The organism is Ruegeria sp. CF3 (assembly GCF_056537365.1).
In genome coordinates, this window is sequence record NZ_JBQFRK010000001.1 from 1,060,095 (window position 1) to 1,080,087 (window position 19,993).

Consider the following 19,993-nt stretch of genomic DNA (forward strand, 5'->3'; position numbering starts at 1 on the left):
ACACAGTTTTTAATGGTTGCATCTTTCCCGTTCGAACCCGCAGACTGACCGAGTGATCCGGGGGAATGAATGAATATTGCGCTGATTGGTTTGGGGATGGTTTCGGGCACGCATGTCGCTGCCATTCAAGCATCGGATCAAGGCCTCAGTCTTGCCGGCGTCCTCGGGCGCAACTCTGAAAAAGCAGCTGAGTTCGCGCAGCGAAACGGCACCCGCGCATTCGGCTCGATCGAGGAAATCGCAAACGACCCAAACGTCGACTTTGCGATCATCGCAACACCGCCCGATCAGCGCTCAGAGTTGGTTCGGGTTCTTTCGAGCGCTTCGAAACCGATCCTAATGGAAAAGCCCATCGAGAGAACGCTGGGCGCCGCGACAGCCATCGTCGAGCAGTGCGAGGTATCCGGTGTGCCGCTGGGCATCGTCTTTCAGCACCGCGCCCGCGCCGCCTCGCAGGCGCTGAAATCAGCCATTGAACAGGGTGAGCTGGGCGCGATCGCCACGGTGGAGATCCGTATCCCCTGGTGGCGCGATCAGAGCTACTATGACGAGCCGGGTCGCGGCACTTATGCGCGCGACGGAGGCGGTGTCATGATCTCGCAGGCAATCCACACGCTTGATCTTGCGATGTGGCTGCTGGGGCCGATCTCGGACATTCAAGCCATGATGAGAAAAACTCCGTTACACGATCTCGAAGCTGAGGATTGGGCAGGTGCAGTCTTTGAAACGGATAGAGGCGCCGTGGGCACTATGATGGCGACTACTGCCGAATATCCCGGGGCCGCTGAGTCCATTACCATCCAAGGCACACGCGCCAAAGCGCATTTGGAGTCAGGTGTCCTGACCTTAACGACTTTCGATGGTCATAAATCCACGGTTGGCGAAACGTCCGCCACAGGCGGAGGGGCCGATCCCATGGCGTTCACCCATGCTTGGCATCAGGCGGTCATCGAGGATTTCGCCAAGGCTGTTGCCGATGGCACGCTGCCCATGGCCACCGGACGCAGTGCCCTTTTGACCCACGCCGTCATAGACGCGATGCAGATCGCCAATCGAACAGGCCAGAAAACACGAGTCATCTCATGAGCCTGACCTGCGTCGCCCTTGGCCTGGACCACCGCCATATCTATGGCATGACGGAAAACATGCGTAAAATCGGCGTGGACTGCGTTGGCTACTGGACACAAGGCGATCCGGAAACGCTTCCGGGCTACGTCAAAAGGTTTCCCGATATTCCGCGGCTGGCCCGACTGGAAGACGCCCTAACCAGTGGGGCGGATCTGGCGCTGATTTCGGCGATACCGGCAGATAGGGCCGCGTTGACGATCCGCGCCATGCAAAACGGCATGGATGTCATGAGCGACAAGCCGGGCTGCACGACGTTCGAGCAACTCGACCAGATCAAGCGAGCGGTCGCCGACACCGGTCGAATCTGGTCGGTGAATTTTTCCGAACGATTTGAAACGCCCGTCAGCACCCGGGCGACCGAGTTGGTCGAGTCCGGTGCCATCGGGCGCGTGATCCAGACGGTTGGGCTTGGCCCGCACCGATTGAACCGGACAACCCGGCCGGATTGGTTTTTTCAGCGTGACCGCTATGGCGGCATTCTGACCGACATCGCCTCGCATCAAATCGATCAGTTCTTGCATTACACAGGTTCGAAAACCGCAGAAATCACGAACGCTTATGTGGCGAACTACGCAAACCCCAAAGATCCCGGATTGCAGGATTTCGGAGAACTCAATCTAAGAAGCGAGAATGGCACCGGGTACATCCGGGTTGACTGGTTCACGCCGGATGCCTTGCCAAACTGGGGGGATGGTCGTCTGACGATCCTCGGAACCGAAGGATATATCGAGTTGCGGAAGTACGTCGATGTGGGTGGGGCCTCAGGGACAGACCATCTGATCCTCGTCAATGGTGAAACCTGCCAAAAGATCGACGCAGCCGACGCCAGCCTTCCCTACTTCGCGCGCCTGGCCGATGACATCCGCAACCGGACCGAAACCGCGATGACACAGACCCACTGCTTTACGGTCATGGAACTGGCACTGCACGCGCAGGAAGTGGCGGAACGCAGATGATCAACGTTGCGATCCTTGGCGCAGGTATCGGTGCGCAACATCTGGACGCTCTGGAACGGCTTGACCGCACCTTCCGCGTAGCCGCCGTGGTCGACCAGAATACGGACCGGATCGAACAGATACGGCAGAACTCGGATTTTCGAGCACTAACCAACATTCAGGGCGCTCTGGATGATCCGGCGATTGATGTCATCGACATCTGCCTACCGCCGCATCTGCATGTACCAACCACGCTTGCGGCACTGGCCGCAGGAAAACACGTTGTCTGCGAAAAGCCTCTTGCGACCTCGATGCAAGATGTGGATCGGATCACGGCAGCCACACGCAGCGCGGGCAAGCAGGTGTTTCCGGTGTTTCAATACCGGTGGGGGCCGTCACTGGCCCAACTGCGCCACCTGCAACGCGCAGGCCTGACCGGAGCGGTCCAAACTGCCGCGCTTGAGACCCATTGGTCCCGCGGGGCAGACTATTACGCGGTGCCGTGGCGGGGAACATGGGCCGGTGAACGCGGCGGCGCAGTGCTGGGCCATGCCATCCACAACCATGATCTGCTGACTCATATCGCGGGTGATATCGCCTGGGTGTCTGCAATGGCCACAACGCGGGTAAACCCGATCGAGACCGAAGACTGTGCCGCGATCTGCTTTGGCATGACTTCCGGAGCTTTGTGCACAAGCAATATCACCCTGGGCGCCGCCACGGACGAAACCCGCCTGCGGCTCGTCTTTGAAAAGGTGACCGCCACCTCTGGCAACGAACCCTATGCCCCAGGTCAAACGCCCTGGACATTCGTCGCGCGGGACCCTGTGTATCAAGCCGCTATCGACGAGGCCCTTGCAGCCGCCACTGACGAGCCAACAGGTTTCGAAGGGTTCTTTACCGAAGTCGGCAGGGCGCTGCGGTCCGAGGCAAATTCGGCCGTTACGCTGAAGGATGGCGCTGCATCCATCGGCCTTGTGACAGCGATTTATCACGCGGCGCGCACCGGGCAGCGCGTTGCTCTTCCCATCAGTTCCGATCACCCGCTGTATGAAGGATGGCTGCCATGAAACAATGCTGGCGTTGGTTCGGACCCGATGATCCGATCGCCCTTGCCGCTCTCCATCAAGTCGGGGTTCAGGGCATCGTCACCGCGCTGCATCACATCCCGCCGGGACAGCCCTGGGACGAACCAAGCATCGCCGATCGGCAAGCAGTTCTGGCTACTGCCGGGTACAGTTGGGACGTTGTCGAAAGCCTGCCCGTTTCCGAGGCGATCAAAACACAGTCCGCAGACATGGCTGAACATCTGCAGGCGTATAAGTCCAGCCTCAGGTCCCTGTCCGCCCGTGGCATCAAAATCGTTTGCTACAACTTCATGCCAATCCTGGATTGGACGCGCACCGCCCTTCGCGCACCGCAGCCGCACGGCGGAACGGCCATGCTGTTCGACCTGACCGATTTTGCTGCTTTCGACATACATATTCTTGAACGTCCGGGCGCGTCCGAAGACTATTCCAGCGTCGTCCAGCAAACGGCCAAGGATCGCTTCTTGCGCATGTCGGATGAATCCAAGGCCCAGTTGCAACACAATGTCACTGCGGGGTTGCCCGGCGCCAACGATCAGTGGAGCGTGCAGGACGTGCGCGCTTTGTTGCGAAACTATGCTCATATAGACCGTGACCAGCTTCGCGCAAACCTGATCGACTTCCTGTCAGAAGTCGCACCAGTCGCCCAAGAACTGGAACTACGCTTGTGCTGTCATCCAGATGATCCGCCGTTCTCGTTGCTTGGTCTGCCGCGGATCATGTCCAGCACCGATGACTACGGCGCCGTTCTGGATGCGGTTGATTTGTTGGCGAACGGCGCAACGTTGTGTACCGGATCGCTGGGAGTTTCCCCCGAATTTGATGGGCCGGACTTCGTGCGCAGGCATGGCGACCGAATTCACTTTGTCCATCTGCGGAATACCAAACGCATCGCCGGATCAGACAGCCAGAAACCGGACTTCTTTGAGGCCTCGCATCTGGAGGGCGACACCGACATGGTCGGCACAATTCGCGAACTGATGAACGAACAGCGCCGCCGCAAATCCCAAGGGCGTTGCGACTGGCAAATTCCGATGCGGCCCGACCACGGACAAGAACTGCTGAGCGATCTGGGCGGACACAGTACTCCCGGCTATCCGTTGATCGGGCGTATGCGTGGGCTTGCGGAACTGCGCGGCATCATGGCGGCGTTCTCGTAACGCGTCGGATCAGGCGGTTTCTTTTCGCCCGCAACACTTCTATGCTTGCCTGAGCACCGCATTCTTCGTTTAATTGCTATACGTAAACGGGCAGCGGGGTGTCTTCCGGACTCGCCCGACGTCTGTAAAAGACGCGTGAAACTCCCGCGAAAACCGATGCGATTGGGCATCATTTTTCGAAACGTCTGCCATACGGCAATGGCGAAATATCGGGAGGAGTCCAAATGAAAACTGCAGGCGTAATAGGTCTTGGCGACATGGGCAGCGGCCTTGCCAAGAACCTGATCAAGAATGGCTTTGAAACATCAGGTTTCGACCTGAGCGAGACGCGCATGACGGCATTTGCTGACATGGGCGGCCAGCCCAAGGACAGCGTGGGACAGGTTGGTCGACACGCCGCCAGTGTGTTTGTCATGGTAATGAACGGAGATCAGGCCCGCGATGTCATTCTGGGTGAAAACGGGCTGGTTGCGAACATGGCCAAAGGCGGGACGGTCATCCTGTCGGCGACCATTACCCCGGCCGAAGCCCGCGCCATCGGGCAGGATATGGAAGGCTCAGGCATACATCTGATCGACACGCCGGTCTCAGGTGGGTTTCCCGGCGCGCAGAACGGCACATTGACGATGATGGCTGCCGGTGCTGCGGATGTGCTGGACCGAAACGCCGAAGTCATGCAGGCAGTGTCTGCAACAATTCATCGAGTCGGAGAAAACGCTGGCGACGGGCAAACCGTGAAAGCCTGCCTGCAATCCCTGATCGGATCGATCTTTTCCGCCACATTCGAGGCTGCGGCCCTGGCGGCCAAAGCCGGTGTCAGCGGTCAGGCATTGCTTGATGTGTTCTCCTCATCCAGCGCGGGGTGCGGCGTCGTGAATTCCGCCCTTGAAAACATCATTGATCGCAAGTTCGAGGCCACCGGCAGCCATATCGCAACCATGCATAAGGACCTGACGATCTCGCTGGCACTCGCCGGTGCATTGGGCGTTCCCATGCACACAGCGTCATCCGCAATGCAGATCTTTCACGCAGGAAAAACTAAATACCCGAATGGCGACAACTGGGTGTGTACTCGCGTCATCGAAGAGATCGTTGGCGCAGAATTGCATCGCTGAGGGGACCGGACATGAAATTGGGTGTAATTTGCGACGGCATTTCCCGCGATCTGCGGCATGCCGTGGACGTGATGGACGAGTTCAGCCTGGACTATGCAGAGCTTCAATTTGTTGGCGATGCGGAGGTCGGGGATCATTCCCCGCAGCAAATTGCCGAGATCGACGCGCTTTTGCGCGACCGGGGCAAGCCTGTGTCATGTCTGTCGCGCCATATCTTTGCGGGGATGACAGCTGCCAATAGGCCCGGCGACGACCTCCACACTCGGCATATGGACGCCTTGAAACGCGTAATCGACATGGCGCATGTTGTTGGGTCTCCGCTGGTTCGGATCATGACGCAACGAAAAGAGCAGATACTGTGGGGAAAAAACGGCGCCGAGAAGTGGAACGTAGCGCATGGGGTATGGGACTCGATGCCGCCGCTGATCGCGCCGGCGGTTGAACTGGCAAGAGCTGAGGGCGTGACGCTTGTCGTGGAAACCGGAAACGGCACGCTGGTCAATTCCAACTATACAGCCCGAAAGCTGATTGACGAGTTGGACGCCAAAGACTCTTTGAAAGTGCTGTGGGACCCCGGAAACAACTGCTGGTGCCATGAACTGGCATACCCGGACGGTTATGAAGAACTGCGCGGCGGCTATCTGGGTCACATTCATATCAAGGACGTAAAGGTCGACACGCCGCGGGCAACACTGGAAGTGCGCCGCATGGGGGAAGGTCAGCTTGCGCCATTGTTCCAACCCATCGCGGACGCACTCAGATCCGACGGCTATGATGGCGTCATTTCTTTCGAAAGCGTTTATCACCCCGGCAACGGGAATTTCGAAGATGGTTTTCGTCTGTGTGTGGACAGGTTCAAAAGCCTGTTTGCATGAACGTGCAGTCAATATGCGTTCAAAATCAAAAGTTTGATCCCCATTGCTGAATGCCAAATGGGGTGTAGAAAGCTGGGCGCGTTCGCGTGAAATCAAGGAAAGGGCCTGCTGGATGAAGCAAGAGTTTTTTGACCTGTCCATTGAAACGCCGGGCAAATCCCTCATCGACATCAGCGGGATCGTGCAGCGTGCGGTGTCCGAACACGAATTTGTCTCGGGCCTGTTGACCCTTTGGTGCGTCCACACCGGTGCCGCGCTATTGGTGCAGGCCAATGCCGATCCCGAAGTGCTCAAGGATATCGAGACGTTCTTCGAGAAACTCGTGCCCAAGTCACCAGGCAAGTATCACCACCGCCCGACCGAGGACGACAACGCTCCATCGCATCTGCGGGCGCTATTGACGCAAACTCAGGTATCGATCCCGGTCGAACAGGGGCAGCTTCCGCTGGGTCGCGTACAAAGCCTGTACCTGTTCGAACATCGGGAAGCACCCAAGGCACGCCGATTGAAGGTGCACTACATCGGGACGTGATGCCTTGGATCACATGGAGCGTTGGCAGTGCTAACGCCCCATCCAGCCCCCGTCGACTACAAGGATTTCACCGTTGACGAAGTCCGACGCAGCAGAGGCCAGAAAGACCACCGGTCCGGCAAAATCAACAGGCGTACCCCATCGGCCTTGGGGTGTTCGTTCCAGGATCGACTTCGACCGGACCGGATCATCCCGCAGGGCTTGGGTGTTGTCGGTCGCGATGTAGCCAGGCGCGATCGCATTCACGTTTACGCCCTGCCCGGCCCATTCGTTGGCCAAGGCTTTGGTCAGCTGTCCAATCCCGCCTTTCGAGGCCGCATAGCCCGGAACGGTGATGCCACCCTGAAATGTCAGCAGCGATGCAGTGAAGATGATCTTCCCCGAGCCGCGCGCCAGCATGTCCTTGCCGATCTCGCGTGACAGAACGAACTGCGAGGACAGGTTCACCTCCATCACTTCGTCCCACCAGTCGTCCGGGTGTTCGGCGGCGGGTTTGCGTTTGATCGTGCCGGCATTGTTGACAAGTATATCAGGGGTTTGTCCGTCGGCCCTCAACTGATCAATGAACCCATGCAGCGCGGCGCGATCCGAAAAGTCGCATTGGTAGGCCCGGAAATTGCGTCCCATCGCCGTCACGGCTTTTTCGACATCCGAGCCAGACAACTCGAGCGAGGCGGACACTCCGATGATATTGGCTCCGGCCGATGCCAATGCTTCGGCCATACCGCGCCCGATACCGCGTTTGCACCCGGTCACAAGGGCCGTCTTTCCCATCAGATCGAAACTTTGCAAAACGCTCATGAACGCGGTCCTACTTTGATCAGGCTTTTCATTGCGGTTGGGCTGCGATCCAGTGCTTCGAACGCTGCCTGGATGTCTGCCAGAGGGCTGACGTCCGTGATCACAACATCCGCGTCCACTCCGCCCGAGGCGACAACTGCAATGGCTTTCTCGTAATCCTCTGGCTCATAGACCCGAGCACCGATCAGTTGCAGCTCTCGCCAGAAGAACTGGAACAGGTCGATCTGGGGCTTTTGAGCATGGATCGCGACCATTACGATCCGGGCCCGAGTCGCGGCAACGGCGGTCATTGCATCGACACCGGGCTGCGTTCCTGACACCTCGAAAACCGCATCTGCCCCTTTGTCGCCCGTGCGCGCGTTGATTGTGGACACCAGATCGGTTTCGATTGGGTTGATCGTGTCAAAGCCAAGTTTTTCAGCAATCGCAAGACGGTTCGGATTCACTTCGGAAATCACGACATTTCCACCCGCGTCCCGCGCAACCATGGCAACCAGGATGCCAATCGGGCCGCCGCCGATAACGACAACGTCCTCTCCAGGTTGCAGGTCAGACAGCCGCACATCGTGGCAGGCAACGGCAACCGGCTCGATCAGCGCCGCGTGATCCATGCGCAAGTCATCCGGCAGAACGTGCAACGTGTGGGCCGGAACAGTCCAGATCTCTTGCATCGCGCCATCGGTGTCGAGGCCGAGAAACTTGAGATTCTGACAGATATGCTGATGCCCCCGCTTGCAAGCTGGGCATTCTCCGCAGTGATCAAGCGGTCGGACAACGACCTTCTGGCCGGGTTCGACCGTATCGACGCCCTCGCCCACCGCTTCGACGACACCTGACATCTCATGCCCGATCACCCGGTTCAGGCCGACGCGGGCATCCATGTTGCCGTGGTAGACGTGCATATCCGTCCCGCAAATCCCACAATAGGCAACACGAATGGCAGCCTCGCCGGGACCCGGATCTGTCGCTTGGGCTTGCTCTACTGCAAAGCTCTTACCGCCCCTGTAGTATGCGGCAGTGATCGTCTGGGTCGTCATCTATGCATCTCCTTGTGTTCCGCATTCAATTTGTCCCAGTCGAATTCCACTCCGGTTCCCGGGGTATCCGGGGCCACGGCCAGACAGTCTTCGACAACTAGTGGACGGGTCGTGTACTGGTCTATCGGGAATGAGTGTACTTCTAGCCAGCCTGCGTTGGGTTGCGCAGAGACAAGGCTGACGTGCAGTTCCTGCATCCCATGACTGCAAACCGGAATGCCGTGCTGTGCGCTTAGCGCGGCCACGCGCAGCCAGCCGGTGATTCCACCGCAGTTTGAGGCATCGGGCTGGATAAAACTCAGTTTCGCGTCATCAAAGGCGTATTCAAATTCGTGTATGGTGTGCAGGTTTTCACCCATGGCAAGGGGAACGCCCGTCGCTTCGACAATTCGGCTATAACCTTTGTAGTCGTCTGGAATTGTCGGTTCCTCGAACCACAGGATATCGCAGTCGGCGAACCCTCTGGCAGCGACGATGGCCTGTTCGACACTCATAGAGTAATTCGCATCGACCATGAAGAACCGGTCCGGCCCCAGCATCTCGCGCACCGCCTGGGCACGTGCAAGATCGTCGGCCAGGTCTGGTTGACCGACCTTGATCTTGACTGCGTTGAACCCACGCGCAAGGTACCCTTCGGTCTGACGCAGCAGTTTCTCCAACGAGAAATTCAGGTCGATCCCGCCGGCGTAGGCCTTGCACCTTTTCGACGCTCCGCCGGCCATCTGCCACAATGGCGCATTCTGCGTTCTGCCGCGAATATCCCACAGTGCAATATCCACGGCCGAGATGGCAAACGAGGCGATCCCGCCCCGTGCGACGTAGTGCACGTGCCACTGCATGGCATCGTACAGGCTTTCGATCTGTTCGGCTTCTTGTCCAACAAGGAACGGTGCCAGGTCATGCTGGATCATTGCCAAGATGGCATGACCACCCTTGCCCCCGGTATAGGTATACCCGACCCCCTCGACCCCATCAGAGGTTTGAATGGTGACAGTGATCAATTGAAAAAACGTGTGATCCCCATGTTTGGCATCGACCAGGACCTCTGCGAGCGGAACGTTGAACAGCCGCGCTGATACACTTTCTATGCGATTCATTAACCTAAGACCTTCTGCTGCCTGGCAATAACCCGAGACTGTAAAAGGATGACCGCAAATAGAAAGCCTCCACGTATGACCATTTGCCAATAGGCACTGAAACTGATGGTGCCCTGACCGTTTTCAAAGTTTAGAACGTTGAAGACCAGCCCCAGCAACAGCGCGCCGGCGACCGTCGCAGGGATCGATCCCATCCCACCCGTCAACAAAGTGCCGCCTACAACCACGGAAGCGATGGCTGACAATTCCCATCCGACGCCTTCAAGGGGTTGCCCAGCTCCAAAACCCGAGGCCAGAAAGACTCCGGCCAGCCCTGCACAGCCACCCGACAGCAGGTAGACAAAAGCCTTGGCGCGATTGACCTTCAGGCCCATGAGGTTCGAGGCATCCTCGCTGCCACCGATCGCCAAGACGGTCCGCCCGATGGTTGTTCTTTCCAGCACCAGCCAAAGTGCCAGAGTCAGTCCGGCCACGATGACGATTGCCCATGGAAACAGGCCAAACGCCTGCCCCATGCCAAGCTTGGTGAAGTTCGACCCCCAATCGACCGAAATTGTCTGGGCGCCCGAAATCACCAATGCGCCGCCTTTTGCGGCCAGCATGGTGGCCAGCGTGGCGATGAAGGGCGGGATCCGAAGGATGATTATGCAAAAGGCGTTGATCGCCCCGAAACCAACCCCGGCAAGAACGGCCCCCGGCAACGCAACCTGAATCCCATACGGGCTGAGATAGGCCGCAACAACCGAGGTAAAGGCCGCCACGGATCCGACCGACAGATCAATCCCGCCGGTCATGATCACAAAACACATGCCCAGCGCAATCGCGATGAACATCGCGTTGTAATTCAGGAAAGACGAGAAATTGTAGGCGCTGCCAAAGTTGTCATAGCGCATCAGCCCGAACAGAATCAAAGCCAGCAGTGCGATCCACACCGTCACCGAGGCCGAATTACGTCGAAGGTATTTTCGCAGGTCAAAAGCCGTTTCATCCAACATCGATTAAGTCCTCCGAAACTGCTGGACCCAAACGGCCAGGATAATGATGACGGCCTTGGCGATCAGTGCAACTTCGTCCTCTACCCCGTTGGCCAACAATGTATATTTGACCAACTGGATGATGACGGCACCCAGTATGGCACCAAAGATCGGCGCTCGCCCGCCTTGCAAAAGAGCCCCGCCAACAACCGCGGCCGCGATGGCATCAAGCTCCATCAGATTGCCGTTGCGCGCGGCGTCCGAGGCCGAGTTGATTGCAACCACGATCAAACCGGCTAGGCCCGCAAGCACCGCGCAGATGACATAGGCCCCGATCTTGACCCGTCGGACGGGACCACCCGACAGATAGGCCGTGCGTTCATTGCCCCCTATGGCCAGCAGGTAACGGCCCCATGTGGTTCTGGTGATCACCCAAAACAGCACACAGGCAATGGCCAGCGCCAGCCAGCCCTGGAACGGCAAACCAAGCACTTTACCAGTTCCAAGATAACTGAATGAAGGGTTTGAAAACGTCTGCAGGTTCCCGTTCGTCAAGACTTGGGCAATACCGCGACCAGAGATGAAGAGAATGAGCGTCGCAACGATGGGCTGCACGTTCAACACGGCAACCATCACGCCGTTGAATACCCCGCATAGCCCCGCAATGAAAAGCGGCAGGACAATGGCCAAAGTGACGCCTAGCATCGGATTGGCAGCGCCCAGATCCGACAGAAAGATCAGCGGAGCAAGCGCCCCCGCCAGCGCCATGACCGCCCCAACCGACAGATCGATCCCACCCGTGGCGATTACCAGCGTCATCCCCATGGCCACGATGGCGATCGTAGCGACCTGGCTGATATTTACGAACAGGGTTTGCAGTTGCAGGAAATTAGGTGTGAAAAACGCGTTGAACACTAATAGGGCGACCAACGCGGCGATGCCGCCGTGAAAGCGGAAGGGCATTGATGCGACCCGTTGCGGCAACTTCATTGCGCGGTCCATGAACCAGTTCCTTCTTCATGATGCGCAAGCGCGCGCACCAGTATGTTCTCGGTGACTCCGGGGTTGGTCAATTCCTTGACCGAGCGTCCCTCGTGCATGACCACGATGCGATCGGCGCCTTCCACCAGCTCTTCGAATTCCGAACTGATGAGAACGACGCCAAACCCCTTCTCGACATAAGACCGAATGAACGATTGGATCTCTCGCTTGGCGCCAACATCCACGCCTCGGGTCGGCTCGTCGAGTATCAGGATGTCGGGCTGCGTCGCCAGCCAGCGGGCAAGCAACACCTTTTGCTGGTTGCCGCCGGACAACTCGCGAATGGGCTGGTCCATATGCGCCGCCTTGATGCCCAGATCGTCGATAAAGGCCTGAACGATCTCGCGCTCACGGGCAAAGTCGATTTGACCACGGCTGGCCAGTTTCGGCAGCAGGGCCAGCGTCATGTTCTCGCGCACGGACATGTCTGGAACGATCCCTTCGGCCTTGCGATCTTCGGTCAGAAAGCCGACGCCGTTTGCGATCGCGTCACCCGGTCCGGACGGTTGACCGACCGTGCCATGCAACTCGATTGCGCCGCTGCGTTTCCCGTCCACTCCGAACAAAGCGCGCGCCGCCTCGGTCCGGCCAGAGCCCAGCAATCCGCCCAACCCGACGATTTCCCCGCGGTGGAGAGTGAGGTCGAAATGCGTCAGCCGCGGGCCTGTTGAAACAGAGTCCGCCCGCAAAACGATATCGCCTTTCTTGGCCTTGGCACCGGCGAAGTCCGTCAAACCATCTGCCGCGATCTCATCCTTGTTGCGGCCCAGCATGTCCGCGATCATTTCCAGTTTGGTCGTGTCCTGGACGTTACGCGTGCTGACGGTGCGCCCATCTCGCATCGTTGTGACTCGATCGCATATTTGGAACAGCTCATCGAGGAAATGCGAAACATAAAGAACAGACACGCCCTGTTTCTTCAACTCGCGCACAACACCGAACAACACCTCGACTTCGCTGGCATCCAGTGACGACGTAGGTTCGTCCATGATGACAAGTTTCGCATCCAGCGAAACAGCCCGCGCAATTGCAACCAACTGCTGGATCGCTGTCGAGAAATTTCCTAGCGGCTCAGTCACGTCGATATCTATGCCAAAGCGCGTAAGAACCTCGCGTGCGCGCCTGTTGCCCTCGCGCCAGTCGACCAGAAAGCCGAGACGTTTGGGCTCGTACCCCATGATGATGTTTTCAGTCACTGACCGCAGCGGTACCAGGTTGAGCTCTTGATAGATGGTGGCAATTCCGGATTCCTGCGCTTCGCGCGGAGTGGAGATGCGGCTTGGCACACCCGCCAGATGGACGTCGCCGGCATCCCGATCGTAAACTCCGGTCAGAACCTTGATCATCGTCGATTTTCCGGCACCGTTCTGGCCGATCAGCGCATGAACCTCGCCCGGCGCGATTTCCAGGTTGGCCTGGCTCAGTGCCGGCACGCCGGCAAAGGACTTTTCGATTCCCGACATCGAGACGAGCGCATTCATGAGATGTCTTCCTCCGATTGCTTGCAGGCGGCGCCGACCACAGGCCAGCACCACCCACCAGGGAGAATCAATAGGCTTCGTCGATGTGATCGGCCGCATTGTCCTTGGTAAAGATGCGATCTTCGACTTTCACCCATTCCGGGATCGCCTCGCCAGCTGCGTATTTTTTCATGACTTCACAAGCCAGAGGGCCGAAGAAGGGTGAGCTTTCCACCGTCACCCCCATCTTGCCATCGATAATAGCCTGAAGTGCATCGCGTGTCCCGTCGATCGAAACGATGGTCACGTCCTCGCCGGGCTTGCGGCCGGCCAGTTCCAGAGCCTGGATCGCACCGATCGCCATCTCGTCATTGTGGGCGTAGACCACGTTCACATCGGGGTGCGCCTGCAGCAGGGTTTCCATCACCTGACGACCCAGGTCGCGCGCAAAGTCACCGGTCTGAGAAGCCACGATCTCAAAGCGGTCATCCGCTGCAATCGCGTCGTCGAAACCTTTTTTGCGGTCATTTGCAGGTGAAGAACCAGTCGTGCCCTCCAACTGGACGATGACGCCATTGTCGCCGTCGAAATTCTCCATCAGCCACTGTGCGGCCCGGTTGCCCTGATCAATAAAATCCGACCCAAGGAACGCCACAAAATGCTCGCCCGGCTTGGCAACGGCCGGATCAACCGAGCGGTCCACCAAAAAGGTCGGGATTCCCGCTGCACGGGCCTTCATAACGGCTGGGATCAACGGCTTTTCTTCCCGCGGGGGCAGGAACAGAACGTCGATGCCTTGGGCGATCATGCTGTCCACATCCGCAACCTGCTTGGCCGCAGATCCGGCCGCATCCGTCGCGATCAGATCCCAGCCACAGGCCTCGGCTGTGTCATGGAAAGATTTCGTTTCGGCAATGCGCCACGGGTTGTTCGATTCCATCTGCGCAAAGCCGACCTTGTAGCGATCCTTCTGCTCAAGCGGTGGCAGATCCTGCGCGATCACCGTGGTGCCCAACAGCGCACCCGCGACAACCGTCGAGATCAAAAGAGTTCTGCGTTTCATGGTTATTCCTCCTCCATTGGTGCGGTCGCCTCCGTTTTGACCGCGAGTTCTCAGGTCATGCCCAATTCATGTAAGTCGTCTGTTTCCTCAGATAGCCATCGAAGCCATACGCGCCGTCTTCGCCCCCAACCCCGGACAAACCCCAACCGGTGTGAAATCCCTGTACGGCCTCACCATTGGAGCGGTTCAGGTACAATTCGCCGAACTTCAAACGGCTCGGGGCCTCCATCAATCGCCGGTGCGATGCCGTAAAGAGATAGGCAGACAGCCCGAATGATGTGTCATTCGCTACGTCTATCGCCTGATCAAAATCATCGACTCGCATGGCTGTCGCCACGGGTCCAAAGACCTCCTCTTGCATCGCGGCATTGCCGTTGTCGGAGACCTCAAGAACCGTCGGGGACATCCAGTGTCCTTTGCGGTGCGCGCTGTCCAACAGGGGCCCGCCTTCCAAATGGACCGTGGCACCTTCCGTGATGCTGCGCTTGATGATTTCGGCGACCTTGGTCACTTCGACCTTGCTGACTTTGGGCCCCAGGTCGCAGTCCTCCATCGGATCTCCGATCGACAATGCGCGGGCTGCTGTCACGAATTTTTCCAAGAACTGATCCGCAATACCGCTATGCAGATACATACGCTCGTTGCAGGTGCAAATCTGGCCGCAATTGGCAAACCGGGCGGCAATGGCGGCCGAAACAGCAGCGTCAATATCCGCATCCTCCATCACGATGAACGGAGCCTTACCGCCAAGCTCGAGCCGGACAACCTTGATCCGGTCGGCCGCGGCGCGAAAAATCTCTTTACCGGCTCGTGTGCTGCCGGTCATTGTGATCAGTGAGGTATCGGGGTGTTCGACCAACCGCTGCCCTACCACCGGCCCCTTGCCTGTCAGAACATTTAGAACACCGGGCGGAAACCCGACCTTTTCGGCAAGCTCGGCGATCGCGAGACCGGACAGCGGCGTGATTTCGTGCCCCAACAGAACAACAGTGTTGCCCGCGACCAGCGCAGGCCCGACTTTCCTGGCGGCCAATGCCAACGGATAGTTCCAGGCCGTCAACGCAACAACAACGCCATAAGGATGACGCCGGATCTGGATTTCCTCGGACTTGTTGTCCGATGCCACTATGTCACCCGAAATCCTCCGGGCCTCTTCAGCCGCATGGCAAAGAAAGGTAACAGCGGCATCAACTTCACTTCGGGCCTGCGTGATCGGCTTGCCCTGCTCGACCGTGATCAAGGCTGCCAGACGCCCGGCGTCAATCCGGATGGCTTCGGCCAACCGCTGAACCAGTCGCGCCCGCTCGATCGCCGGACGCGAGGACCACGAGCTAAAAGCACGATGGGCCGCCTCGACGGCCGCATCCGCATGAGCGGCACCGCCATCTGGAACTTGCGCAACGATCTCTTCATTTGCAGGGTTCTCGACACCAACCGTGTCCGCGTCAGAGTCGGTAAAGCGGCCATCGATGAACATCGAATGCCGAACCACCTGACCCAACTCCCCCACCACAGACCGCAATTTCGCCTCCCGCGTTTGCTTCGGTCAGACCACATTGGCGACCGCACTGCCGATCAAAACACTAATAATATTATTTCGTCAACACTAATATTAATTACTATTCACTAATATTAGTTGCGTGTCCTCCGCATAGTCGATAAAAAGGAAGCGAACAAAAAGGTTGAGCGATGAACGATCAAGCGAACAAGACCGGGCAGCACAGGGGCGTGGGACGAGTCGCGGGCCGGCAGCGCATAACGATGCATGATATTGCACGCGTCGCCGGGTGCTCACAGACGACAGTATCGCTGGTTCTAAACAAGAACGATTCCGTCAAAATCTCCGAGGACACAAAGCAAAGAGTCCTGGATGCCGCCAACACGCTTGGATACGCCATGCCCTCTCAACTCAGGAAACCCCAGGACAGCGCGCCTCGACCCTCGGCGTTAGACGGCACCATCGCTTTTGTCGTGGACGATCTGGCGTCGAGCCCCGAAATGGTAAACGCGTTTAATGGCGTGAAACAGGCCGTTCGGGACACGGGAAATCTTGTATTGCTGGCAGAAACCCAAAACGACCCCGAGGTCGAACCCAGAACGCTTAGGTATTTCCTCGACCAACAGGTTGCGGGCATCATTTACGCAACCGTTTTCACCCGGCGGGTGGTCGTTCCGGAAATACTCAGGCAGACCGCAACCCCGGTTCTGCTGCTGAACTGCTTTTGCGACGACCTCTCTTTTCCTGCGGTGATCCCCGGCGAAGTCGCTGCTGGACATACGGCGACCAACGCCCTGATCAAGGCGGGGCACAAACGAATCGCCACCATCACCGGTGAGCCGTTCATGGAATGCGCCGCAGGGCGAACGACCGGGTACAGAAACGCCCTTGCTTCCGCCGACATCCCATTTGACGAGGATTTGGTCATCGAGGGCAACTGGCTGCCCAGCGCAGGCTATGCTGCCACGCGCGAATTGATGGACCTGCCCTCTCCGCCAACCGCCATTTTCTGTCAGAATGACCGAATGGCGATCGGCTGCTATGAGGCGCTCAAGGAACTTGGCCTATCCATCCCCGAAGACATCTCGGTCATCGGATTTGACGATGACGAAACCGCGCGACACCTGTCGCCCCCCCTGACCTCGATGATCCTTCCAACTAGGGCGATGGGACGCTGGGTCATCGAACAGTTGTTCCACGGTCCGACGGATGGTCAGCGACACCCTCTCGTGAAGCTTGAATGCGAACTGGTGGAGCGCGACTCGATCAGCGAACCCAAACGCCGGGCCTGAAGGCGAACTCATGACGGAAACCTTCGATCATATCGTCATCGGCGGCGGCTCTGCCGGCGCAGCCGCTGCAGCGCGACTGGTCAACCAGGGCAAGTGCAGGGTTCTGGTGCTGGAGGCCGGGCATTCGCACCGCCATCCGTTGCTGGACATGCCGCCGGGTATCTTCAAGATGATCAACGGGTCCAAGTTCATGACCTACCACCAGACCGAACCGCAGGACCACCTGGACGGTCGCGTGCACGACATTCCGCAGGCCAACGTGCTGGGTGGCGGGTCGTCTGTGAATGCCCAGGTCTATATGCGCGGCCGCCCTTCTGATTATGACGCGTGGGACGACCTGCTACGACAGACCAACGACGGGGTCGGCTGGGGATGGGATGATGTGCTGCCCTACTTCCGTAGAATGGAAGACAATAACAGGCTTCACAATGACCTGCATGGCAGCAACGGTCCGGTGCAGGTCTCGGATCCGGGGCATATCGACGACATGTCACGTTGGTTCGTTCAGTCGGTCCAGGCCCTTGGCGAACCATTCAACACGGATTTCAACGGCGTAACGCAGCGCGGTGTCGGGTTCTATCAGTTCACCAATCGCGCCGGTAAGCGCAGTTCGTCGGCCTATGCTTTTCTCGCCCCTCTCGAGACGAACCCGAACTTGACCATCCAGCTTGGCGCAACGGTCAACAAAGTCATCATCGAAAACGATAAGGCCGTCGGCGTGCAGTATCGAGACAAACGCGGAGCCCACACGGTCCGGTGCGATGGTGAAGTTGTCGTTGCGGCGGGCGCTCTGGTGACGCCAAAAATCCTAATGCTATCAGGCATCGGACCAGATGCACATCTTGCCGATCACGGTATTCCCGTGATCTGCCCATTGCCTGGGGTAGGCCAGAACCTGATCGACCACCCCGAAGTTCCAATTACCGCCTTTGCCAACGGTCCCTACGGATACTTCAAACAAGGTGAGGGCTGGCGGATGCTTCGCAACGGCATCCAGTTCAAACTGTTCGGCAGCGGACCGGTGACTTCCGCCGGAGTCGAAGCCGGCGCGTTTGTCAATCCGTCGATTCCTGATGGAGAACCAACCATTCAAGCTTTTTGCGTGCCAATTGTTTATCTGGATCGCGACGCTCTGGACGAGGTGCAGGATGACTTTGGCCTGACCGTTACGACCGTCGTGGTCAAACCGAAATCACGCGGAGAGGTCCGGCTTCGCTCGGCCGATCCTCACACCATGCCAGTGGTCTCGCCCAACCTTCTGAAGCATGAAGACGACATGCAGGAGATGATCCGGGGGCAGCGGTTCTTTCGCCGGGCATTCACGTCGGGCCCGCTTGCTCAAAGGGTTCGCGAAATCGTCATTCCCACAGCGGACGACGACCAGACGCTACGAGCACATTGCAAGCGATTCGTAAAAACCAACTATCACCCGGCGGGCACTGCCAAAATGGGCCGGGACGGCGACGGAATGGCCGTGCTGGACGCCAGGATGCGCGTGCGCGGAATCGAGAGCTTGCGGGTGTGCGACATGTCAGCCGTGCCCGACATCAACGCCGGCAACACAAACGCACCTGCCATGATGCTGGGCGAACGATGCGCCGACCTGATCCTCGGCATCGGATCAGCCCGCGAGATACGCAATTCCTAACCTGAGCTGCGGCGTCGCCCGTCATTGATCCGACTTCTAACGCAGAATATGGCGTCGCCCTGTCCGACCCACCGAAAATAGACTACCCTGCCTAAATGCGCAGAACGTGGCCAAAGGTCATGGCGCGGACGGAAAACGCCTTACAGAAAATCGTCCCGCCTGGGCGTGAAGCAGTCGATCAACTCTCCGGCAGCCAGGCAAACACAACCATGGCTTACACCGGACGGAATGATCAGGCTGTCACCGGGTTCCAACGCTCGCTCCTGATCTCCGATGACAAAGTTGAACCGTCCGGACCGCACAAATGTCGACTGCACATGCGGATGGTCGTGCAACACGCCTTCGGCACCTTCTTCAAACCGGAATGAAACCATCATGAGGTCTTCATTATCCGCCAAAACCTGGCGTGTGACACCTGATGCAGGTGATACAATCGGATAGCTCTTGGTCATAATGCGAGGTCCTTAGTCAGTTGGCGGCGTTCAATTTATTCGAAATACTCGGCATGTTTCGAGTGAACCTCCTCGATGGTCTTGTCGATGCGGCCCAAATGACGGCGTATCGTCTCGGTTGCAGTCGCCTCGTCGCGGTCTGCTAGCGCTTTTGCCAGCTCAACATGATCCCGAACCAGAATGTCGGCCTCGCTCTCGCGCCCTAGGCTCAAAACGCACAGGCGATCGATCTTTCTTTTGCATTCCTGAATCGTGTTGAAGGCCAGTGGGTTGCCGCTCAACTCACAAATCAGCCGGTGAAAGTCGTAGTCGAGCTGATGGAACTTTTCGGCTTCGTTCCTTGAAACGACGTCTTTCTGCTGCTTGAGATTGCCCCCCAGCAGCTTCGAATATTCGGGCTTCCAGTTCCGACATGCAGCGCGCACCACTTCCAACTCGACCGAGAGGCGAACAAAGCGTGCATGACCGATGCGTTCCATGGAAAAACTACGTACCCGCGTGGCTTTCTGTGGCCGGATCAGCAGCAAATCCTGCGCCTCAAGCCTGTTGAAAGCATCGCGGACCGGCTGCCTCGACACTTCGAACTTTTTTGCAATATCTGCTTCGGACAGTTTTGTTCCCGGCAGAATTTCCAGTGAAACGATCGCCTCGTACAAACTCTCATATACGATGTCAGTGGTTGTGCGCCGCTCGATTTTATCCGTAATACTTTGCATTTCCTGCCTTTTTCTGCGCGTGACTAACACCGGCGGCATTCTGGGCCACTAGGCCTCTCCCTCCGATACTCCTCAATGTAT

At 58.0% G+C, this 19,993-nt stretch carries 19 protein-coding genes; 9 read left to right on the forward strand and 10 right to left on the reverse strand.

The features are described from left to right. The first annotated feature begins 69 nt into the window (after window positions 1-69). The 7 genes from ACR0KC_RS05340 to ACR0KC_RS05370 all read left to right on the forward strand — a co-directional run bounded on the left by ACR0KC_RS05340 (window position 70) and on the right by ACR0KC_RS05370 (window position 6,833). The gene (locus ACR0KC_RS05340; protein ID WP_480771567.1) at window positions 70-1,086 is read left to right on the forward strand and encodes a Gfo/Idh/MocA family protein; all 1,017 of its coding nucleotides are present in this window, start codon (window positions 70-72) and stop codon (window positions 1,084-1,086) included. Next, window positions 1,083-2,084: a Gfo/Idh/MocA family protein gene (locus ACR0KC_RS05345; protein WP_170403521.1), complete on the forward strand. Its 1,002-nt coding sequence runs from the start codon at window positions 1,083-1,085 to the stop codon at window positions 2,082-2,084. Before ACR0KC_RS05340 ends, ACR0KC_RS05345 begins: the two co-directional genes overlap by 4 nt. Further along, window positions 2,081-3,133, forward strand: coding sequence for a Gfo/Idh/MocA family protein (locus ACR0KC_RS05350; protein WP_480771568.1), 1,053 nt, complete (start codon window positions 2,081-2,083; stop codon window positions 3,131-3,133). The genes ACR0KC_RS05345 and ACR0KC_RS05350 overlap by 4 nt, the downstream gene beginning before the upstream one ends. Continuing rightward, window positions 3,130-4,311, forward strand: a complete 1,182-nt coding sequence (gene uxuA, locus ACR0KC_RS05355) for a mannonate dehydratase (RefSeq protein WP_480705296.1) — start codon at window positions 3,130-3,132, stop codon at window positions 4,309-4,311. The genes ACR0KC_RS05350 and uxuA overlap by 4 nt, the downstream gene beginning before the upstream one ends. 224 nt (window positions 4,312-4,535) lie before the next feature. Then, complete coding sequence (locus ACR0KC_RS05360; RefSeq protein WP_170511757.1) at window positions 4,536-5,426, forward strand: NAD(P)-dependent oxidoreductase; 891 nt, start codon at window positions 4,536-4,538, stop codon at window positions 5,424-5,426. Window positions 5,427-5,437: 11 nt separating this feature from the next. Next, window positions 5,438-6,301, forward strand: a complete 864-nt coding sequence (locus tag ACR0KC_RS05365) for a sugar phosphate isomerase/epimerase family protein (protein ID WP_170733467.1) — start codon at window positions 5,438-5,440, stop codon at window positions 6,299-6,301. A gap of 112 nt (window positions 6,302-6,413) precedes the next feature. Then, window positions 6,414-6,833 (forward strand): secondary thiamine-phosphate synthase enzyme YjbQ, encoded by a 420-nt coding sequence (locus tag ACR0KC_RS05370; RefSeq protein ID WP_170466261.1) that lies wholly within the window; start codon window positions 6,414-6,416, stop codon window positions 6,831-6,833. A gap of 30 nt (window positions 6,834-6,863) precedes the next feature. Here ACR0KC_RS05370 and ACR0KC_RS05375 read toward each other — a convergent pair whose 3' ends face one another. The 8 genes from ACR0KC_RS05375 to ACR0KC_RS05410 all read right to left on the reverse strand — a co-directional run bounded on the left by ACR0KC_RS05375 (window position 6,864) and on the right by ACR0KC_RS05410 (window position 15,819). Next, a complete protein-coding gene (locus tag ACR0KC_RS05375) occupies window positions 6,864-7,634 on the reverse strand; it encodes an SDR family oxidoreductase (RefSeq protein WP_480771569.1) in 771 nt (256 codons plus the stop codon). Beyond that, a complete protein-coding gene (locus tag ACR0KC_RS05380) occupies window positions 7,631-8,671 on the reverse strand; it encodes a zinc-dependent alcohol dehydrogenase (protein ID WP_480771570.1) in 1,041 nt (346 codons plus the stop codon). Before ACR0KC_RS05380 ends, ACR0KC_RS05375 begins: the two co-directional genes overlap by 4 nt. Further along, on the reverse strand, window positions 8,668-9,768 hold the full coding sequence (locus ACR0KC_RS05385; RefSeq protein ID WP_480771571.1) for a mandelate racemase/muconate lactonizing enzyme family protein: 1,101 nt from the start codon (window positions 9,766-9,768) through the stop codon (window positions 8,668-8,670). The genes ACR0KC_RS05380 and ACR0KC_RS05385 overlap by 4 nt, the downstream gene beginning before the upstream one ends. Next, the gene (locus tag ACR0KC_RS05390; protein ID WP_480705306.1) at window positions 9,768-10,763 is read right to left on the reverse strand and encodes an ABC transporter permease; all 996 of its coding nucleotides are present in this window, start codon (window positions 10,761-10,763) and stop codon (window positions 9,768-9,770) included. Before ACR0KC_RS05390 ends, ACR0KC_RS05385 begins: the two co-directional genes overlap by 1 nt. A gap of 3 nt (window positions 10,764-10,766) precedes the next feature. After that, on the reverse strand, window positions 10,767-11,744 hold the full coding sequence (locus ACR0KC_RS05395; RefSeq protein WP_480771572.1) for an ABC transporter permease: 978 nt from the start codon (window positions 11,742-11,744) through the stop codon (window positions 10,767-10,769). Continuing rightward, entirely contained in the window at window positions 11,729-13,264 is a 1,536-nt protein-coding gene (locus ACR0KC_RS05400) for a sugar ABC transporter ATP-binding protein (protein ID WP_480705308.1), read from the reverse strand. Before ACR0KC_RS05400 ends, ACR0KC_RS05395 begins: the two co-directional genes overlap by 16 nt. A 67-nt stretch (window positions 13,265-13,331) precedes the next feature. Continuing rightward, the gene (locus ACR0KC_RS05405) at window positions 13,332-14,306 is read right to left on the reverse strand and encodes an ABC transporter substrate-binding protein (RefSeq protein ID WP_170396129.1); all 975 of its coding nucleotides are present in this window, start codon (window positions 14,304-14,306) and stop codon (window positions 13,332-13,334) included. A gap of 55 nt (window positions 14,307-14,361) precedes the next feature. Beyond that, complete coding sequence (locus ACR0KC_RS05410; protein WP_480705744.1) at window positions 14,362-15,819, reverse strand: aldehyde dehydrogenase family protein; 1,458 nt, start codon at window positions 15,817-15,819, stop codon at window positions 14,362-14,364. A gap of 248 nt (window positions 15,820-16,067) precedes the next feature. Here ACR0KC_RS05410 and ACR0KC_RS05415 point away from each other — a divergent pair, with 248 nt between their 5' ends. Together ACR0KC_RS05415 and ACR0KC_RS05420 are read left to right on the forward strand one after the other, a co-directional pair. Further along, window positions 16,068-17,096, forward strand: coding sequence for a LacI family DNA-binding transcriptional regulator (locus ACR0KC_RS05415; RefSeq protein WP_170396944.1), 1,029 nt, complete (start codon window positions 16,068-16,070; stop codon window positions 17,094-17,096). Window positions 17,097-17,106: 10 nt separating this feature from the next. Beyond that, window positions 17,107-18,744, forward strand: a complete 1,638-nt coding sequence (locus ACR0KC_RS05420) for a GMC family oxidoreductase (RefSeq protein ID WP_480771573.1) — start codon at window positions 17,107-17,109, stop codon at window positions 18,742-18,744. A gap of 140 nt (window positions 18,745-18,884) precedes the next feature. On the opposite strand, the gene ACR0KC_RS05425 is transcribed toward ACR0KC_RS05420, so the two are convergent. Together ACR0KC_RS05425 and ACR0KC_RS05430 are read right to left on the reverse strand one after the other, a co-directional pair. Further along, window positions 18,885-19,196, reverse strand: coding sequence for a cupin domain-containing protein (locus ACR0KC_RS05425; protein ID WP_170396125.1), 312 nt, complete (start codon window positions 19,194-19,196; stop codon window positions 18,885-18,887). A gap of 35 nt (window positions 19,197-19,231) precedes the next feature. Then, window positions 19,232-19,912: a GntR family transcriptional regulator gene (locus tag ACR0KC_RS05430; RefSeq protein ID WP_170733473.1), complete on the reverse strand. Its 681-nt coding sequence runs from the start codon at window positions 19,910-19,912 to the stop codon at window positions 19,232-19,234. Window positions 19,913-19,993: the final 81 nt, after the last annotated feature.

What these genes read in the sequence shown, in the direction of transcription:
- ACR0KC_RS05360 (WP_170511757.1), top strand. Translation starts at nt 4,536, where the DNA reads ATGAAAACTGCAGGCGTAATAGGTCTTGGCGACATGGGCAGCGGCCTT.
- ACR0KC_RS05380 (WP_480771570.1), bottom strand. Translation starts at nt 8,671, where the DNA reads ATGACGACCCAGACGATCACTGCCGCATACTACAGGGGCGGTAAGAGC.
- ACR0KC_RS05390 (WP_480705306.1), bottom strand. Translation starts at nt 10,763, where the DNA reads ATGTTGGATGAAACGGCTTTTGACCTGCGAAAATACCTTCGACGTAAT.
- ACR0KC_RS05370 (WP_170466261.1), top strand. Translation starts at nt 6,414, where the DNA reads ATGAAGCAAGAGTTTTTTGACCTGTCCATTGAAACGCCGGGCAAATCC.
- ACR0KC_RS05365 (WP_170733467.1), top strand. Translation starts at nt 5,438, where the DNA reads ATGAAATTGGGTGTAATTTGCGACGGCATTTCCCGCGATCTGCGGCAT.
- uxuA (WP_480705296.1), top strand. Translation starts at nt 3,130, where the DNA reads ATGAAACAATGCTGGCGTTGGTTCGGACCCGATGATCCGATCGCCCTT.
- ACR0KC_RS05400 (WP_480705308.1), bottom strand. Translation starts at nt 13,264, where the DNA reads ATGAATGCGCTCGTCTCGATGTCGGGAATCGAAAAGTCCTTTGCCGGC.
- ACR0KC_RS05430 (WP_170733473.1), bottom strand. Translation starts at nt 19,912, where the DNA reads ATGCAAAGTATTACGGATAAAATCGAGCGGCGCACAACCACTGACATC.
- ACR0KC_RS05350 (WP_480771568.1), top strand. Translation starts at nt 2,081, where the DNA reads ATGATCAACGTTGCGATCCTTGGCGCAGGTATCGGTGCGCAACATCTG.
- ACR0KC_RS05395 (WP_480771572.1), bottom strand. Translation starts at nt 11,744, where the DNA reads ATGGACCGCGCAATGAAGTTGCCGCAACGGGTCGCATCAATGCCCTTC.
- ACR0KC_RS05420 (WP_480771573.1), top strand. Translation starts at nt 17,107, where the DNA reads ATGACGGAAACCTTCGATCATATCGTCATCGGCGGCGGCTCTGCCGGC.
- ACR0KC_RS05375 (WP_480771569.1), bottom strand. Translation starts at nt 7,634, where the DNA reads ATGAGCGTTTTGCAAAGTTTCGATCTGATGGGAAAGACGGCCCTTGTG.
- ACR0KC_RS05415 (WP_170396944.1), top strand. Translation starts at nt 16,068, where the DNA reads ATGCATGATATTGCACGCGTCGCCGGGTGCTCACAGACGACAGTATCG.
- ACR0KC_RS05385 (WP_480771571.1), bottom strand. Translation starts at nt 9,768, where the DNA reads ATGAATCGCATAGAAAGTGTATCAGCGCGGCTGTTCAACGTTCCGCTC.
- ACR0KC_RS05345 (WP_170403521.1), top strand. Translation starts at nt 1,083, where the DNA reads ATGAGCCTGACCTGCGTCGCCCTTGGCCTGGACCACCGCCATATCTAT.
- ACR0KC_RS05425 (WP_170396125.1), bottom strand. Translation starts at nt 19,196, where the DNA reads ATGACCAAGAGCTATCCGATTGTATCACCTGCATCAGGTGTCACACGC.
- ACR0KC_RS05405 (WP_170396129.1), bottom strand. Translation starts at nt 14,306, where the DNA reads ATGAAACGCAGAACTCTTTTGATCTCGACGGTTGTCGCGGGTGCGCTG.
- ACR0KC_RS05340 (WP_480771567.1), top strand. Translation starts at nt 70, where the DNA reads ATGAATATTGCGCTGATTGGTTTGGGGATGGTTTCGGGCACGCATGTC.